General features: G+C 43.3%; 12 protein-coding genes. 3 read left to right on the top strand and 9 right to left on the bottom strand.

Annotation, left to right across the window (positions count from 1 at the left end):
* The 3 genes from LX99_RS08870 to LX99_RS08860 form a co-directional block, all read right to left on the bottom strand.
* Positions 1-777 carry a glycerophosphoryl diester phosphodiesterase membrane domain-containing protein gene (locus LX99_RS08870; protein WP_022834206.1) on the bottom strand — a complete coding sequence of 259 codons (777 nt, stop codon included), beginning with the start codon at positions 775-777 and terminating at the stop codon, positions 1-3.
* A gap of 5 nt (positions 778-782) precedes the next feature.
* On the bottom strand, positions 783-1,751 hold the full coding sequence (locus tag LX99_RS08865) for a glycosyltransferase (RefSeq protein ID WP_109607518.1): 969 nt from the start codon (positions 1,749-1,751) through the stop codon (positions 783-785).
* A gap of 97 nt (positions 1,752-1,848) precedes the next feature.
* Positions 1,849-2,799, bottom strand: a complete 951-nt coding sequence (locus LX99_RS08860) for a glycosyltransferase family 2 protein (protein ID WP_022834204.1) — start codon at positions 2,797-2,799, stop codon at positions 1,849-1,851.
* A 239-nt stretch (positions 2,800-3,038) separates the two neighbouring features.
* Here LX99_RS08860 and LX99_RS08855 point away from each other — a divergent pair, with 239 nt between their 5' ends.
* On the top strand, positions 3,039-5,639 hold the full coding sequence (locus LX99_RS08855) for a M1 family metallopeptidase (RefSeq protein WP_170122659.1): 2,601 nt from the start codon (positions 3,039-3,041) through the stop codon (positions 5,637-5,639).
* Positions 5,640-5,721: 82 nt separating this feature from the next.
* Here the strand turns inward: LX99_RS08855 and LX99_RS08850 are convergent, their stop codons facing one another.
* On the bottom strand, positions 5,722-7,242 hold the full coding sequence (locus LX99_RS08850; protein WP_245927878.1) for a malate:quinone oxidoreductase: 1,521 nt from the start codon (positions 7,240-7,242) through the stop codon (positions 5,722-5,724).
* A 293-nt stretch (positions 7,243-7,535) separates the two neighbouring features.
* Here LX99_RS08850 and LX99_RS08845 point away from each other — a divergent pair, with 293 nt between their 5' ends.
* Positions 7,536-8,063 carry a hypothetical protein gene (locus LX99_RS08845; RefSeq protein WP_146203084.1) on the top strand — a complete coding sequence of 176 codons (528 nt, stop codon included), beginning with the start codon at positions 7,536-7,538 and terminating at the stop codon, positions 8,061-8,063.
* A 293-nt stretch (positions 8,064-8,356) separates the two neighbouring features.
* On the opposite strand, the gene LX99_RS08840 is transcribed toward LX99_RS08845, so the two are convergent.
* The 3 genes from LX99_RS08840 to LX99_RS08830 all read right to left on the bottom strand — a co-directional run bounded on the left by LX99_RS08840 (position 8,357) and on the right by LX99_RS08830 (position 12,452).
* Positions 8,357-9,751: an arginine decarboxylase gene (locus LX99_RS08840; RefSeq protein ID WP_109607516.1), complete on the bottom strand. Its 1,395-nt coding sequence runs from the start codon at positions 9,749-9,751 to the stop codon at positions 8,357-8,359.
* 212 nt (positions 9,752-9,963) lie between these two features.
* On the bottom strand, positions 9,964-10,881 hold the full coding sequence (ctlX, locus tag LX99_RS08835; RefSeq protein WP_109607617.1) for a citrulline utilization hydrolase CtlX: 918 nt from the start codon (positions 10,879-10,881) through the stop codon (positions 9,964-9,966).
* A gap of 125 nt (positions 10,882-11,006) precedes the next feature.
* Entirely contained in the window at positions 11,007-12,452 is a 1,446-nt protein-coding gene (locus LX99_RS08830) for an arginine deiminase family protein (protein ID WP_109607515.1), read from the bottom strand.
* A 380-nt stretch (positions 12,453-12,832) separates the two neighbouring features.
* On the opposite strand from LX99_RS08830, the gene LX99_RS08825 reads away from it, so the two are divergent.
* Positions 12,833-15,085, top strand: coding sequence for a GH92 family glycosyl hydrolase (locus LX99_RS08825; RefSeq protein WP_109607514.1), 2,253 nt, complete (start codon positions 12,833-12,835; stop codon positions 15,083-15,085).
* A gap of 31 nt (positions 15,086-15,116) precedes the next feature.
* Here LX99_RS08825 and LX99_RS08820 read toward each other — a convergent pair whose 3' ends face one another.
* Positions 15,117-15,833 carry a ZIP family metal transporter gene (locus LX99_RS08820; protein WP_109607513.1) on the bottom strand — a complete coding sequence of 239 codons (717 nt, stop codon included), beginning with the start codon at positions 15,831-15,833 and terminating at the stop codon, positions 15,117-15,119.
* Entirely contained in the window at positions 15,833-16,396 is a 564-nt protein-coding gene (locus LX99_RS08815; protein WP_109607512.1) for a phosphatase PAP2 family protein, read from the bottom strand. Before LX99_RS08815 ends, LX99_RS08820 begins: the two co-directional genes overlap by 1 nt.
* Positions 16,397-16,408 lie beyond the last annotated feature (12 nt).

Raw genomic sequence — 16,408 nt, 5'->3', positions numbered from 1 at the left:
TTAATCGGTTTCAGACAGGTCGTCATCTACATCCTGGTGGCTGTAAACCAGTTTGCGATAGGTTACCATGATGATCACCTGAATAAAAGGAAAAGTTAAAATAAACCAGCAGTAAAAAGCCAGCCTGAAAACAAAGCTACCGTTATCTTCATCAAAACCAAGCAAACCTATAAAGGCAATAACCGGAATTAATACCACAGTCAGTATTAAAATGATGATGGCAAAAATGCCAAGCGTTTTAAAAAAGTTGTCTTTAGTAATCTCAAAGCTTTGACGTAGCGATTCAATAGGAGAGGAGTCGTCATCTACAATAAAGCAGATGCAAAAAATACTACGAAGACTTACATAAAGAATAAGCAGCAATTCAACAATTTCAAAAATGCGGTCGTAACCTATACTGCGTTTCCCTAAAACATATAAAAAAACAAGCAGGGCAACAAAAAAGCCGGTTAAAATACCGATAACAACAAAGTTAAAGGTCATTTTAAAGGTTGGCAGAATATCTTTAAACTCAAATTCATAGTACTGACGGTCCATAAGCGTCAATATGAGTTTATAAAAGCTAAGACCGATGAAACATTGTACTATCAACTGAATAACGATAAACACCATTTGGGTTGCCGTGCTGTCATCAAGAACAATAAACGTTTTTAAAAATTCAACAAACTCGTTTATAAACAGCGAAATAACCGAGTAAACCACCAGTGGTACAAAATTTTTCTTTAAAACATTCCATGCGGTTTTAATGGTTTCCGCTACAGAAAAAGGGTGGTACATATTGCTTATGATCTACTTAAAACTTTCCGCTTCCAAAAATCCTGTATAAATCCTAACCCGTAGGCAATAAGTTGTGTGAAGGCAGCTACAATGCTCAAAAATGCGATTTTTAAAGATTTATTTTTCACCAGCGAGTGAAAAAATATCAACAAAGTGAAAATGGCTAAAATAATATTACCTAATTGCGCAATTGGCCATCTAAACAGGTTGCTTACAATGGTGATGATAACGCCGATGGTGAACGCCGCCGGGAAAAAATGAACCAGCTTTAGCTCGGCGGGGAAGAATTTGGATATGTTGATCCTGGCCCGGCCAAAAAAATGTAGCTGTTTATAAAACTGGTGAAAATTAGTGCGGCGCTTATGGTAAACAATAGCCTCGGGGATGAGCCCTATTTTAAAACCGGACGAATGAATGCGGATGCTGTACTCGATATCCTCGCCCAGGCGGGTGATGATAAAGCCGCCCACCTTTTCCCAAACCTGCCTCGAAACGCCCATATTAAAACTGCGCGGATGAAACTGGCCAATCCCTTTTTTGTTGCCGCGGATGCCGCCGGTGGTGAAAGGTGAGGTCATGGCATAGCTGATGGCTTTTTGGGTGGGGGTGAATGACTCGTGTGCACCGTCCGGACCTCCGTAAGCATCAAGATAATTGGTACTTAATGAATCATTAACTATTTGCAGGTAAGCCGGGGGAATGAGGCAATCCGAATCAAAAATGATAAAGTAATCGCCTTTAGCGCGTTCAAAACCAAAGTTGCGGGTAAAACCCTGGCCCTCGTTTGGTTTTTTAAAGTAACGCAGGTTAAGCTGATCTGTAAAGGTGTTAACAATAGCTTCGGCATCGTTTACAGAACCATCCTCAATCACCAAAACCTCAAAATCCCTGTAGGTTTGCAGGCACAGGCTTTCCAGCAGTTCTTTAATCTCCTGCGGGCGGTTGTATAACGGAATGATGATGGAAAAAAACATGTTTTGTAGATAGATATGAGATTTGAGACAGGAGATTTGAGATAAAAGGCGTTTTGAAACATCTCAAATCTCAGATCTCCAGTCTCAAATCTAAATATTAAATCGTTTCTTCAATTTGATAATGGTTGCGTTCGCTGGCGCTGCGTGACACCAGTTCGGCAACAAAGCCGGTTAAAAACAACTGCGAACCTAATATAATAGCCACCAAAGCGATGTAAAACAGCGGGTTATCGGTAGGCTGGCGCACGGTAATGCCATGGGCAAGGTTGTATAGCTTTTCGCTAATGATCCAGATAGTGATGATGAGGCCGGTAAAGAAGCTCAGGGTACCCAGGCTGCCAAAAAAGTGCATGGGGCGCTTGCCGAATTTGCCTACAAAAAATATCGAAAGCAGATCGAGAAAGCCGTTGATAAACCGGCTTAAACCAAACTTAGTTTTGCCATATTTACGGGGACGGTGCTCAACAATCTGCTCGCCGATTTTGGTGAAGCCGGCCCACTTGGCAATAACCGGGATGTAACGGTGCATCTCGCCGTAAACCTCGATGTTTTTAACCACGGTGCCCCGGTAAGCCTTTAAGCCGCAATTAAAATCGTGCAGGTTATTGATACCACTCATACGGCGCGTGGCCGCGTTGAACAGTTTGGTTGGGATGGTTTTGCTGAGCGGATCGTGCCGTTTGGCCTTCCAGCCCGATATCAGGTCGTATTTTTCTTCGGTAATTCGGCGGTAAAGCTCAGGGATCTCATCGGGGCTATCCTGCAGGTCTGCATCCATGGTAATCACCACATCGCCTTTTGATGCTATGAAGCCGGTATTGAGCGCGGCCGATTTACCGTAGTTACGCCTGAATTTAATGCCTTTTATAAAAGGATTGGCGGTTTGCAGCTGCCTGATCATTTCCCATGATCCGTCTTTACTGCCATCGTCAACCAAAATAATCTCGTAAGTGAAACGGTTTGTATCCATTACCCGGCTAATCCATGCCGTTAATTCGGGTAACGATTCTACTTCATCGTAAAGTGGTACAACAACTGATATATTCATTTATACGGAATACGATAAGGGCCAATAGGTGCTCCAGATCAACCGCAAAAATATAAAAAAATAGGGATGATTATGAACCCGTTTTTTTGTTTGCAGGAGCGTGTATCAACTGTTAAAAAAAGTTAATTTGGTAAATATTCAACGTTTATAAATTGATATTTGTGTACGAAGTATCTGATTAATTACGTTTGCTGTTCAATATAATTTGATATCTTTCCCTCACAATTAATTAATTATAAATGAAGCTTTATAAAACCGCGCTTGCGGTCCTGTTAATTTTTAACGGTTTCTGTTCGTTTGCTCAAAATACCGATCAGGCCCCTAAATACGATCAGCATAAAGTGTTTAATCCCATGTTTTATCCCGAACGTGGCGGCGAGTACCGGCAGGCCAATGGCGCGCCGGGGCCTAAATACTGGCAAAACCGGGCCGATTATAAGCTGGATGTTACCCTTGATACTGCCAGGCACAGAGTTGAAGGTACTTCCTTAATCACCTATACCAATAACAGTCCTGATGCGCTGGGTTTTTTATGGCTGCAGATTGACCAGAATATTTATAAAAACGACTCGCGCTCGGAAGCTACCAGCAATATATCCGGAGGGCGATTTGCCAATAAATCGTACACCAAGGGAGCCGAAATAAAGTCGGTTTATGTAATTAACAAAGGCAAGGCCACAAAAGCCGACTACCTGGTTACCGATACCCGGATGCAGATCAGGCTTAAAGACTCTTTGAAAGCGGGCGGGAATAAATTACAGGTAAAAATTGAATATGCTTTTGACATACCTGAATACGGAACCGACAGGATGGGCCGTGTGCAAACTAAAAACGGCTGGATTTATGAAATTGCACAATGGTACCCCCGTATGGAGGTTTACGATGATGTAAGCGGCTGGAATACCATCCCATACCTCGGGGCGAGCGAGTTTTACCTCGAATACGGTAATTTCGATTACACCATAACCGCGCCTGCAAGCCTTGTAGTCGCAGGATCTGGCGAATTGCTTAACTCAACCGAGGTGCTGTCCGCAACAAGCATCAGCCGTTTGGCCGAGGCCCGTAAAAGTGATAAAACGGTTACCATTAAAGATTCGACGGATATTTTGCGCAATAACGATTATCCTAAAAAGCCGATGCTAACCTGGCACTTTTTGTGCAAAAATGCCCGTGATGTAGCCTGGGCGGCATCAAAAGCATTTATATGGGATGCCGCGAGGATTAACCTGCCCAGCGGAAAAAAGGCGCTTGCTCAATCTGTTTATCCGGTTGAAGCCAAGGGTAATAATTCGTACGGCCGTTCTACCGAGTATGTGAAAGCAGCCATCGAGCTGTATAGCGAAAAGTGGTTTGAATATACTTATCCGGTGGCAACCAATGTAGCAGGTATAGTTGGCGGCATGGAGTATCCCGGCATCGTGTTTTGCGGATCAAACAACCAGAACGGCGGTTTATGGGAGGTTACCAACCACGAGTTTGGCCACAACTGGTTCCCGATGATTGTAGGATCAAATGAACGCAAATATGCATGGATGGATGAAGGCTTTAATACTTTCATTAATAGTGTAGATACAAAGGTGTTTAATAAGGGCGAATATTACGAAAAGCCCGATGCTCAGAAAAGCGCCCCAATGATATTTGGCGCGGCTGCCGAAGCCATCATGAATACGCCCGACGTATTGCAGGAAGATTACCTGGGATATGCCGCCTATGAAAAACCTGCTTTGGGCCTCACTATTTTACGCGAGCAGATACTGGGGGAAGACCGTTTTGATTATGCCTTTAAAACTTATATTAAACGCTGGGCATTTAAACACCCAACCCCATGGGACTTTTTTCATACCATGGATAATGCCGCGGGCGAAGACCTGAGCTGGTTCTGGAACGAGTGGTTTTTTACAACATGGAAGGTTGACCAGGCTGTAAAGGATATTACCTATCCGGATAATGATGCATCTAAGGGAGCGCTGATCACTATCGAAAACCTGGAAGAAATGGCACTTCCGGTTACTGTTTACATAAGGGAGGAAAACGGAAAAACGGGTACGGTGAAATTGCCTGCCGAGATCTGGCAACGGGGCGATACCTGGACGTTCCCTTATAAATCAACATCAAAAATAACTTTAGCGACGATAGATCCCGACCATGTACTGCCCGATATCAACCCCGAAAATAATTCGTACAGCGGTTTACCCATCGCGCAGGGCACAACAGCGGCTACAGTGATTAAAAATTACCTCGACGCGATAGGCGGGGCGGATAAACTTAAAAACATACGTGATCTGCAAACGTCGGCTACAGGCTCGGTACAAGGTTCGGAAGTACAACTGATCACCCGTTATAAGATGCCTGATAAGTATTTCCAGGAAGCTACAGTGCCATCGTACAATAACCTGGTGGTAATGCATTTATCTGTTAACGGAGATAGCGCCAAAGTTAAACAGCTAAATAAAGAAATACAGCTTGATGAAAACGGCAAAAAGCTGCTGAGGCTTAAAGCCAGACCGTTTCCTGAGCTGGATTATGAAAGGATAAATCAAAACCTCACTCTGCAGCCAACGCTGCGCGTTGTAAACGGTGAGCTTGCCTACGAAGTTGATGTTACTTTAGGAACAGATGTGCATATTCGTAATTATTACAGTACCAAAACAGGTTTAAAGCTCAAACAGGCTATCGATGGAGCCGCCGATGCATCGGTTGAATATGGAAATTACGAGGGAATAAACGGCGGAGTTAAAATTCCGTTCAGTATTAAAACCACGTTGATTGGGCAGCCAATAGAGTTTAAAATAAAGGAAACGGCAGTAAACTCCAATCCGGCGAACGAATCGTTTAGGTAGATATATTTTACCCTCAAATAAAAAATCAAGCTCATATTCCGGACCCGATATGAGCTTGATTTTGTTTGAGGGATGAGCAGAATTAAGCCAGTCCCAAAATTTCACTGGTTCTTGCCCTCGTAGCCTCGCTCAATGCCTCGTTATTGGCAAGGGATTCGCCGTAGGATGGTATCATTTGTTTAAGCTTCTGCTGCCATGAATCTGTTTTAATGTGATTTTTGAAGCAACGTTCAATCAACTGGATCATGATAGGTACCGAAGTTGATGCCCCCGGCGAAGCGCCCAACAGGGCCGAAATACTGCCATCGGCGCTGCTTACTACCTCTGTACCAAATTCAAGTACGCCGGTGTGTTTTGCATCTTTCTTAATTACCTGCACACGCTGGCCTGCAATATCCAGGTCCCAGTCTTCGGCTTTGGCGTTAGGCATGTAATCTTTTAACGCGTTTAACCTGTCGGCAGGCGATTGCATTACCTGCTGAATGAGGTATTTGGTTAAAGGCCAGTTATCGCGCCCTACGGCCAGTAAAGGCAAAATATTATTCAGTTTTATTGATGTAAAGAGGTCAAGCAACGAGCCTTGTTTTAAAAAACGGGTTGAAAAGCCCGCGTAAGGGCCAAAAAGCAACGCGCGTTTGCCATCAATCATCCTGGTATCCAAATGCGGTACCGACATTGGCGGCGAACCTACTGAGGCCTTTCCGTATACCTTAGCTTCGTGCTGTTTAACTATATCCGGATTATTGCAAACCAGCCACTGCCCGCTTACCGGGAAACCGCCAAAGCCTTTACTTTCTTCAATGCCCGATTTTTGCAGCAGGTGTAAAGCGCCGCCGCCTGCGCCAACAAATACAAACCTGGCGTTCAGTTTCCTTTTAGTCCCGGTCGATTTATCTTTTACAACCACCTTCCAGCTGCCGTCGGCATTACGTTTCAAATCATTAACCTCATGGTTAAGGTTAACGGTAACACCCGGTTTTTTATTCATTTCGCCAATCAGCGCGCTGGTAAGGCTGCCAAAGTTTACATCGGTGCCGATGTCCATAAAAGTTGCAGATACCTTTTCGTCGGCATCTCGCCCTTCCATCACCAGCGGAATCCATTTTTTTATCTGTTCCCGGTCTTCAGAATATTCCATTCCTTTAAAAAGGTGATGCTTTACCAAAGCTTCACGGCGCTTTTTAAGATACTCTACATTTTTTTCGCCCCAAACAAAACTCATGTGCGGCACCTTGCGGATAAAATTCTGCGGGTTGCCCAAGTGCCCTTTTTCAACCAGGTAAGCCCAAAACTCTTTGCTGGTTTCAAATTGTTCGGCAATTTTGATCGCTTTTTTAATTTCGATGCTACCGTCGGGCAATTGCGGTGTATAGTTCAGCTCGCAAAATGCAGAGTGGCCGGTACCGGCGTTATTCATCGGTGCCGAACTTTCGGCCGCAATAACATCCAGTCGTTCAAAAAGCTCAATCGTAAAATTGGGTTGAAGCTCTTTAAGCATTACACCAAGGGTAGCGCTCATAATACCTGCGCCAATTAAAACCACATCGACTGTTGAATTTGAAGCTGTACTGTTGTTAGTCATCTTATTATCGTATACCGCCATGCGTTAGCAGGCAGTTATAATTTAACACAGGTATAACCCTGTTTTTTTTAAAATGTTATGATGGTTCAAGGCCTGCCTTTGGCAATTGGGCGGGCAGAAATTAAATCAGGCAATTTTAAGAAAATTTTATAGAATAACTGTCGTCCGCTTGTTTAATAAATGCAATAAAAAACGGGTTTAAATTACTTAAAGCTATTTTTTACCCGGATTATAATAAAGGGAAAAAAGTATTGTCACACAAAATGAGTTAAAGAATGTATATCTTCATAGTAACCAATTAGCCAGTTATGTTTATGTTAAAATTACGCACTTATATTTGTATTTTTTTAGTTACAGCTTCCGCCTGCCAGCAAGCTAAAAATAAACCCGCATCAAAAGATAGCTCTAAAACTTCCGCGACGGTAGCCGACAAAACAGATAGCGTGATCAATAACCCCACTAAAAAGTACGGCTCGGCCACTGTTCCTGATCCTTGTGTCAAGTGTCTGCTGGAAGTTGTAAAGGATAGTAAAAGCTACAAGGAAAGTACAGAGAACGTATCCGAACAAAATATAGGTTATACCATTAACTGGGTAACCGCGATTGCAAAAAACGGATCGGCAAAGGAAGATAATAAAACCAATGCCATCAGAATAGACGTTAAAAAAGACGAAGACGGGGAGGCTACCCACTTATGCTCTTATATGTACAACAATGTAAACGGAACCATGTTTGTACTCACCGATAAAGATAAATATCAACACGAAGTATCAGGGATAACGCCTGCCATCCTCAAAAAAATCCGCAATAGCTGTTACTGGGGAGTGGCATCGGCGAAGTAGAGGTTGGAAATAGGAAATTGAATGTTTAAATATAAAGAGGCTGTATCATAAATCATTTTACACTTTTGGTGTCGAAATTAAATTTTGTTAAGGTGTAAATAGATCTCAAAACGTAATAAAAAAGGGCAATTTTAAATCGAAAATTGCCCTTTTTTTATTAGTGACCAGCCGATGTCGAAATTTTATTTGGCCACAGACGGCCAATTTTGATTTATGACACAGCCTCTTTTTTGGCTGGTTCAGTTAAGTTTTGAAAAAGAAAATTAATCTTACAAACTCCGAACACAAATCTCTCAAGTCGTATAACCGAGTATCTTCAATACCTGCTTGCTGTTTTGCTCTTCGCCAAACACCTCGAAGTTAAAGGTCTCGTCGCGGTTGCGGCGGATGATCACGTGTTTAGGCGATGGTAGCAAACAGTGGTGGATGCCGCCGTAACCGCTCAATACCTCCTGGTAGGCTCCCGTGTTAAAAAAGCCGAGATATTGCACCTTACGGGTTTTAGGCATAAATACGCTGTTCATATGTGCTTCCTGGTTATAGTAATCCTGGCCGTCGCAGGTAATGCCGCCGAGGTTTACGCGCTCATATTCCGAATCCCAGTTGTTAACCGGCAGCAGAATATACTTTTGGTTTAGCGCCCAAACATCGGGCAGGTTGGTGATGAACGAACCATCCAGCATCAGCCAGCGTTCGCGATCATTTTGTTGCTTCCGGCCCAATACTTTGTACAGGATGCCCGATGCTTCGGCCACGGTATATTTGCCAAACTCGGTAATGATATCGGGTTCCATGGTATCATGTTCGGCGCAGATTTCCTTAATACGGCTTACAATTTCATTGATCATGTACTCATAATCAAAATCAAAAACCAGCGAGTCTTTAAACGGCATGCCGCCACCGATATCAAGTGTATCCAGGTGCGGGTTCACCTTTTTTAATTTACAGTAAAGTGTTACATACTTTTCAAGCTCGTTCCAGTAATAGGGTGTATCCGAGATACCTGAGTTGATAAAAAAGTGCAGCAACTTAACATGGAAGTTTGGGTTATCTTCAATTTTATTATGATAAAAATCAATAACATCCTCCATGCGCACACCTAAGCGCGAGGTGTAAAATTGCGAATCGGGCTGCTCTTCGGCGGCTATTCTGATGCCGAGGTTGCATGGGGTGTCCATCTCAATCTCATCGTCGTACAGGTTAAATTCTTCTTTGTTATCCAGCACCGGGATAATATTTTTAAAGCCGTCGTGCAGCATATCTATGATATACTGCTTGTACTGGAAAGTTTTAAAACCGTTGCAGATAACCGTGATATCCTTGCTTACAACACCCTTTTTTTCCAGCGCGTCAATCATCGGCATATCAAACGCCGATGATGTTTCCAGGTGGATATCGTTTTTAAGCGCCTCTTCCACAATATGCTTAAAGTGCGAGCTTTTGGTGCAGTAGCAGTATTTATACGTACCGCGATAGTTGTTTTTGATGATGGCCTGCTGAAACAGCAACTTTGCCTGCTGGATTTTTTTAGAAACTAAAGGCAGATAAGTAAAACGCAAGGGGGTGCCATACGTTTCAATCATCTCCATTAAATTCAAATCCTGGAAATATAATTCATCGTCGATGATCTCAAAACCATCCTGGGGGAAACCAACACTTAAGTCAAGAAATTCCTGGTAACTCTGCATCCTTAAAAAATTTGGGGCAAAAATGTAATTTTTAAATGGAATTTACTGTTATTTACCAACATAAAATTTATCGCTAAAATGTAATGTTTTTGATGTGTTTTAGGTGATGAGAAGCCAATGTTATCATTAAATGTCTTTTATATTGATAATATATTGATTTTTAGATATTTACAGAGGTTTTTTTTCTTGTTAAGTTATTATTAACTCGTTTGTTAAACCAGTGGTAAATGTACTTCGGCCATCATACATCTGGCGCTGCCCCCTCCGTTGCTTTCTATGGTGTTAATATCCGCGTAAACCGGTTTGCCAAATTGCTCAAGTTTCAGGCGTTGTTTATCGTCAAGCGCGTTGTAGGCATTGGCTGACATTACAATCAATACCTCCCCGGCTTTGTTTTTCACTTCCAGCATGTTACCTGCGAAGCTGTTCATTTGTCCGAAAGAAATATCGATAATCTCTTTACCTGTTGATTTAAGACTGTCGATAACCGTCAATCGCTCGTGCGGGTTAGGGATGCTATCCAAACAAATTACGGCAAAACCGCTGCCTACGCACATCAATACGTTGGTATGATAAATTGGCTGCCCTTTCTCATCGGCGGCATCAAAACTAACCGCGGTGTATCCTGCATGCGCGCAAAAAAGGTTTAACACCTCTTTGTCGGTACGGGGCGAGAGGCAGGCGTAGGCTATTTTATTTTCCCTGTCCAACACCATGCTGCCGGTTCCTTCTAAAAACCTGTGTTCGTTTTCAAAGCGGCTCAGATCTATCACATGGGCTACCTTAAATTTATCTTCAATTCCTGTAATGATATCTTCCCTTCGCTCCAGGCGGCGGTTTTCGGCCTGCATCGGGTAAAGGAACACCGTGCCATCGGCATGAAAGGAAACCCAGTTGTTGGGAAATATGGAATCGGGGGTGTATGGCTCCGGCGTATCTTCAATAACGGTAACGTCAACCCCGTTGTGCCTTAAAATATTAACCATGCTGTTAAATTCCTTTAAAGCTTTTTCTTGTACGCCCTGTTTTTCGGCATTACGGTTTTGAAATGCGTTGCTGGCTGCGGTTTCCTCGTTAAACCCGAAGTTTACCGGGCTTATCATTAATATATGTGATGTTGACTGGCTCATTTTTTTGGTCATTATGTCTGAACCGGGATTTGGGGAGATTTTGGGGATTAACGGGATTCCTGTTTTTGACTATCCAAACAAAATCTTTTGAATCAAATAAATCCCCCTAATCCCGGTTCTGATAATTAAAGTACCTGATCTCTTAATAACGGCATGCTCATGCAGTGAAAGCCGCCCCGCGCACGCGAAAGCTCGGCTGATGGCATCAGGATCAGGGTATCTTTCATATCCTGCGGGTTAAGTTCGTTGTTTTCAAATTTCTGAAGCAGATCTGTTACCCTGATGATGTTAAAACCAGCTTCTTTAAAAGCTTCCGCGGTTTTATCATTACGGTCGTAGCCTACCACAACACCCTCCTTCAGGGCCAGCAGGTTGCAGGAATCGGTCCATTGTTCGCGGGCGTCAAACGGGAATGTATTATTGCCCGAATAAATGAACCTGGTTTTGGTGCCGCTTTTTAAATCATTTTCGCTGATATCAGCCAGCAGGTCTTCAATACAGGCAAACACCTTTGGCTTTTCGTCCTTTTCAAACTGAACAATCTCGGTACGTTCTTTTGATTTTTTATCGGTGAAAAACGAAATCGGCTCGCGTTCTTCAAGTGGCGCTTCGGCAACCGCCAACGAGCGCAATAATACCCAGGTATCGCGTTTTACCTGGGTAAATACCGTATCGATGTGCATGTAATCGCGCTTGTGGGGGATTTTCACGATGGTCACCTTTTTTACCACATTATTGGCAAACAACAGCCTGATAGCCTCGTTGGCGCCGCTGATAGATGTTCGTTCGCTGCAGCCAATCAGTAAATGATCGGGGCTTACCATCATTACGTCGCCACCCTCTAAAGTAGTGCGGCCTTCGGCTTCTTCGCCGGGGCGCAAAAAGTGCTGCGGTGTTTCAGGGATCTCTAAAATGTTATCGCGATAGCCTGCAAACAAAGGATGGTTAAAAAATATATAACGCATGAGCAGGGTTTCGCGGAAACGCGCCTTTTTTGCCGGCTTGTTCAGCAGGATATGATTATTGACGGTAATACCCAAATCGCGCGAAAAAATGAGATTGGGGATAGGGGCAAAGATCATTTCTTCGGCGGTAAGCGAGCCTGAAATGAAGATCTTTGCCAGCTCAATAGGGTCGGTATCTATCAGCCGTTGTTGCAGGCGGTAGTTGCAGCTTTCAATAGCGCAAACAGAAGCTACCATTTTTTTACGGATATCTGCCTGCTGCAAAATATCGGAAAGGAGCGTTTGAATCTCTATCACTTTACCCGAGGCATGAAAAGCCGGGTTGTCCGGTTTAAAAAAGGCACGGCGGGTTTCTGTAGCATCAACCTTGTTCTTCTTTCCTTTTATTTTGGCAGGATCAAGAAAGTAAAGCAGCAGTTTTACGTAGTGGTCGTACTCGTTTTTGCGCATGGTATCCAGGTGCACAATATCTTCAAAAAGCCAATCCTGCGCTTTGGATGGCACCACTTTGCCCAGTCCGCTGTCGGGGCTGTGAATAAGCAGTGAACGCAGTGTACCAAACTCGGACGTTACATCTATTTTAAAATCATCATTTTGGGGTATCATAAATAAGTATCGTGTAATGCAAATCTATCAGAAATAAGATAACAAAATACCAGCTGGAAAAAATTGCAGCCATACGAGGCGCAATTGACTATATAAGGAACTGTTGAATTAGCTAATAACGCTGATATGTTTTGAAGCAGATAAATCCCAGTTTTCCGGGATTTGCAATTCTTTACATATTTAAAAAGACAGGGAATACACGGTGAGGGGGCAATTCTTAAAAATAACTTTTTTAGCGAAAAGTAAAGGCATTGGGGTAGTTCAATAATCCTGGATGCCTTAAAAAAAACCGAATTTTCCAAAATTATTCCTAATCATAAATCATTGCGTGTATTTTTACATCACCTGTAAAAACGTTTTATCAAAAAAAGTAAATAAACATGCCAAGTCCACTTTCCCGGTTGTTAAAACCGCTGTTTTTGTCTACGGTCATCAGTATCAGTACCTTTTTTTCGGCGGCGTATTCGCAAACCAAAGACGACGGCAACCTGCAATACATCGATCCGCATATTGGCAATGTCGGCGCACTGCTTGAACCTACCCGACCAACTACACATCTGCCCAACCAAATGATCAGGATGGTTCCTGTACGTAACGATTACATCGATGATCAAATCTCAAGCTTTCCGCTTAATGTGGTATCGCATCGCCTTGGTGAGGTATTTTCTGTAAAGCCGGATAACCAGGCTTTAACACCCGCCTCCTGGGACGAGCGGATGGCTTACGATCATGATTTAGAAGTTAGCCGCCCCTGGTATTATTCAACCTATCTGATTGATAAAGACATAACCGTTGAGTTTGCTCCAGGAAAAAAAGCAGGCGATTATAAGTTTTCATTTCCCGCCAAAAGCGCGTCGAAAAGCATTTTGTTTGGTTTGTATAACGATGGCGTTGCCAACCTGACTTTCACCGGCAATAATGAATTAACCGGCTTTGAAACCTATAATGATGATATTAGGGTATATGTTTACGGGCGTTTTAACGCGAAAGGAATAGCAGGTGTAGTAAAAGATAATGCTTTGATTAAGCAGAACGCTGCCGATGGAAAAGGGTTGAAATCGTATATCACTTTCACGGCAGACGCGCCAGATGTAATTGAATTTAAATACGCCATATCCTATGTAAGCCCTCAACAGGCAAAGCAAAATTTTAATAATGAGTTTGCCGATGCCGGGTTCGAAATCTTAAAGCAGAACGCAAAAGCCATATGGGCAAAAGTAGTTGGCCAAATTGAAACTGAAGGCGGTACCGAAGCCCAGCGCCGCTCATTTTACACTGCCTTATACCGTTGCAACGAACGTATGGTTGATATTAACGAAGATGGTCATTACTATAGCGGATATGACAAAAAGATTCACGATAGCAATCGCCCGTTTTATGTAGATGATTGGGTTTGGGACACTTACCTGGCTTTGCATCCATTGCGTACGATACTTAACCCTCAGCTCGAATCGGATATGTTGAACTCATATGTTAACCAGTACGAACAAAGCGGTTGGATGCCCACTTTTCCCGTACTTTTTGGTGATAACCCTTGCATGAATGGCTTTCACTCAACGATAATGTTTTTGGACGATTACCGCAAAGGTATCCGCGGTTTCGACATTAATAAAGCTTATGAGGGCGTGTTGAAAAACGCAAGGGAAGCCACTATGCTGCCCTGGAAAAATGGCCCTAAGTGTGAACTGGACGATTTTTACTATGAGAAAGGTTATTTCCCCGCTTTGAAAAAAGGCGAGAAGGAAACCGTAAGCCTTGTAGACGGCTTTGAAAAGCGCCAGGCAGTGGCTGTAACCCTTGGCGGCAGCTACGACGATTGGGCTGTTGGGCAATTAGCGGGTGAGCTTAATAAAACTAAAGATGAGCAACTGTTTGCCAAACGGGCCCTTAACTATAAAAACCTGTGGAATAATGATAAACAAATGTTTATCCCCAAAGATAAAGACGGTAACTGGATTGATATCGACCCGAAGTTTGATGGCGGTTTAGGTGGCCGGGAATTTTACGATGAAAACAACGGTTGGACTTACCTGTGGCAGGTTCAACACGATATCCCTGGTTTGGCCAATTTGATGGGTGGGCAAGATAAATTCCAGAACCGTTTGGATCAGTTATTTCGCGAGAGCCTTGATCGGAGCAAATACCAATTTTGGGCTAAATTTCCGGATGCCACGGGCCTGGTTGGACAATTTTCGATGGGTAACGAGCCGAGTTTCCATATACCGTACCTGTACAATTTTGCCGGCGCGCCCTGGAAAACGCAAAAGCGTGTGAGGTTTTTACTGGATGTTTGGTACAAGGATAATATTTTCGGTATCCCCGGTGATGAAGATGGCGGCGGCATGTCGGCATTTGTAGTGTTCTCTTCGATGGGTTTTTATCCTGTTACACCCGGTAAACCGGTTTATACTATTGGCAGCCCTGTATTTAGCAAGGTTACTATTAACCTGCAAAACGGCAAGCAATTTAAGCTGGTTGCTAACAAATGCTCCGTGATCAATAAATATATCCAGAGTGCTAAGTTTAACGGTCAGATACTTAACAAGCCGTTGTTTACACATAAACAGTTGATGGCTGGTGGCACACTTGAACTGGAGATGGGGCCGAAGCCTAATAAAAGTTGGGGGATCTGATTGAGGACCTTGTCACCTTTATAGGCCGTGGCTACAATTGCTTCAAAAATCCCAACAAGGCAATAGCAACACCTGCCAGTACGGCAATCATCTTCCGCATATTAAACCGGTGATCAGCGCTCGATTCAAACAGAATAGTGGTGGAAATGTGCAGAAAGATCCCGATAACCACGCCCATAATCCGGTTAAAATAATGCTGCAGGTTGCCAATATTGCCGTTGCTTAGCGCATCGCTAAAAAAGTACCCTGCCGGAGCCATCAGCGCGAATACAGCCACGAAAAATATGGTTTTGTTTTTACCTTGTTTATTAGTGAGCAGCACGGTAGCCAGCGCGAAAGCTGCCGGGATATGGTGCAGCGCTATACCGTAAACCAGTTGGTCCTGGTTACCCTGCGCAAGGGGCATACCCTCTAAAAAGGCATGAAGGCACAGGCTGGCCATAATGCCTATCGGGAAAACTGCAAGGTCATGCGGGTGTTTGTGCATATGGCCATGTTCAATCCCGTCTGAAAACTGTTCCAGCACAATTTGAAACAGGAAACCGATCAGTATAAACACGCCAACATAGTTGTCGTTATCATGATAGGCGTCTGGTACCAGGTGTAAAACGGTTATGCCAAACAGGTAAGCGCCGCTAAAAGATAGTACCAGTTTAAGGGTTTTATGATTATCGCCCTTAAATAAAAAAACAGATGTGCCGCCAAAAAAGGCCGCGAAAAAAAGCAGAAGTATTTTCCAGTATCCCATTAAAAGGAAGGTTGTAATTTTTTAAATAATAATGAAAATAGCCAGCCAACAAATGCACCGTAAATAGCCCCGCAAACCACATCTACCGGGAAATGTACGCCTACATAAACCTGCGCGAAGCAAATGCTGCCCGCCCAAAAAACACACCAAAGCCAGATCCATTTCCATTTACGGCCCAATACAAAGCATAGAAATATGGCTATAGCAAAATGGTCGGTAGCGTGCGTTGAGGGGAAACTATAGCCGCTACCGCAAGGTACACGACTGATATCGGTTGCAGCAACAAGCGGATCGCGGCAGGGGCGGAGGCGTTGGATGTTATGTTTCATGAGCACGCCGCTTGTAAAGTCGGCCATGCCCACCGCGGCAATTAACAGCAGGATGATAACCAGGCCCGTTTTTTTATATTTCCATAAGCAGAAAGCGATGATAAAAACATACAACGGGATCCATGTTTTGGGTTCGCGCAAAATAGGCATGATCCAATCAAAAAAAGCATTTGACAGATCATGATTAATAAAATAGAATAAATGCCTGTCGAGGTTTAAAATAAAATCGGGCATTGTTTTTTACTA

This window comes from Mucilaginibacter oryzae (genome assembly GCF_003148845.1).
GTDB classification, from domain to species: domain Bacteria; phylum Bacteroidota; class Bacteroidia; order Sphingobacteriales; family Sphingobacteriaceae; genus Mucilaginibacter; species Mucilaginibacter oryzae.
The sequence above is the reverse complement of the archived record's forward strand: the minus strand, read 5'-3'. Positions and strand labels throughout refer to the sequence as shown.

What these genes read in the sequence shown, in the direction of transcription:
- LX99_RS08850 (WP_245927878.1), bottom strand. Translation starts at nt 7,242, where the DNA reads ATGGCGGTATACGATAATAAGATGACTAACAACAGTACAGCTTCAAAT.
- LX99_RS08815 (WP_109607512.1), bottom strand. Translation starts at nt 16,396, where the DNA reads ATGCCCGATTTTATTTTAAACCTCGACAGGCATTTATTCTATTTTATT.
- LX99_RS08870 (WP_022834206.1), bottom strand. Translation starts at nt 777, where the DNA reads ATGTACCACCCTTTTTCTGTAGCGGAAACCATTAAAACCGCATGGAAT.
- LX99_RS08845 (WP_146203084.1), top strand. Translation starts at nt 7,536, where the DNA reads ATGTTAAAATTACGCACTTATATTTGTATTTTTTTAGTTACAGCTTCC.
- LX99_RS08865 (WP_109607518.1), bottom strand. Translation starts at nt 1,751, where the DNA reads ATGTTTTTTTCCATCATCATTCCGTTATACAACCGCCCGCAGGAGATT.
- LX99_RS08825 (WP_109607514.1), top strand. Translation starts at nt 12,833, where the DNA reads ATGCCAAGTCCACTTTCCCGGTTGTTAAAACCGCTGTTTTTGTCTACG.
- ctlX (WP_109607617.1), bottom strand. Translation starts at nt 10,881, where the DNA reads ATGAGCCAGTCAACATCACATATATTAATGATAAGCCCGGTAAACTTC.
- LX99_RS08830 (WP_109607515.1), bottom strand. Translation starts at nt 12,452, where the DNA reads ATGATACCCCAAAATGATGATTTTAAAATAGATGTAACGTCCGAGTTT.
- LX99_RS08860 (WP_022834204.1), bottom strand. Translation starts at nt 2,799, where the DNA reads ATGAATATATCAGTTGTTGTACCACTTTACGATGAAGTAGAATCGTTA.
- LX99_RS08855 (WP_170122659.1), top strand. Translation starts at nt 3,039, where the DNA reads ATGAAGCTTTATAAAACCGCGCTTGCGGTCCTGTTAATTTTTAACGGT.
- LX99_RS08840 (WP_109607516.1), bottom strand. Translation starts at nt 9,751, where the DNA reads ATGCAGAGTTACCAGGAATTTCTTGACTTAAGTGTTGGTTTCCCCCAG.
- LX99_RS08820 (WP_109607513.1), bottom strand. Translation starts at nt 15,833, where the DNA reads ATGGGATACTGGAAAATACTTCTGCTTTTTTTCGCGGCCTTTTTTGGC.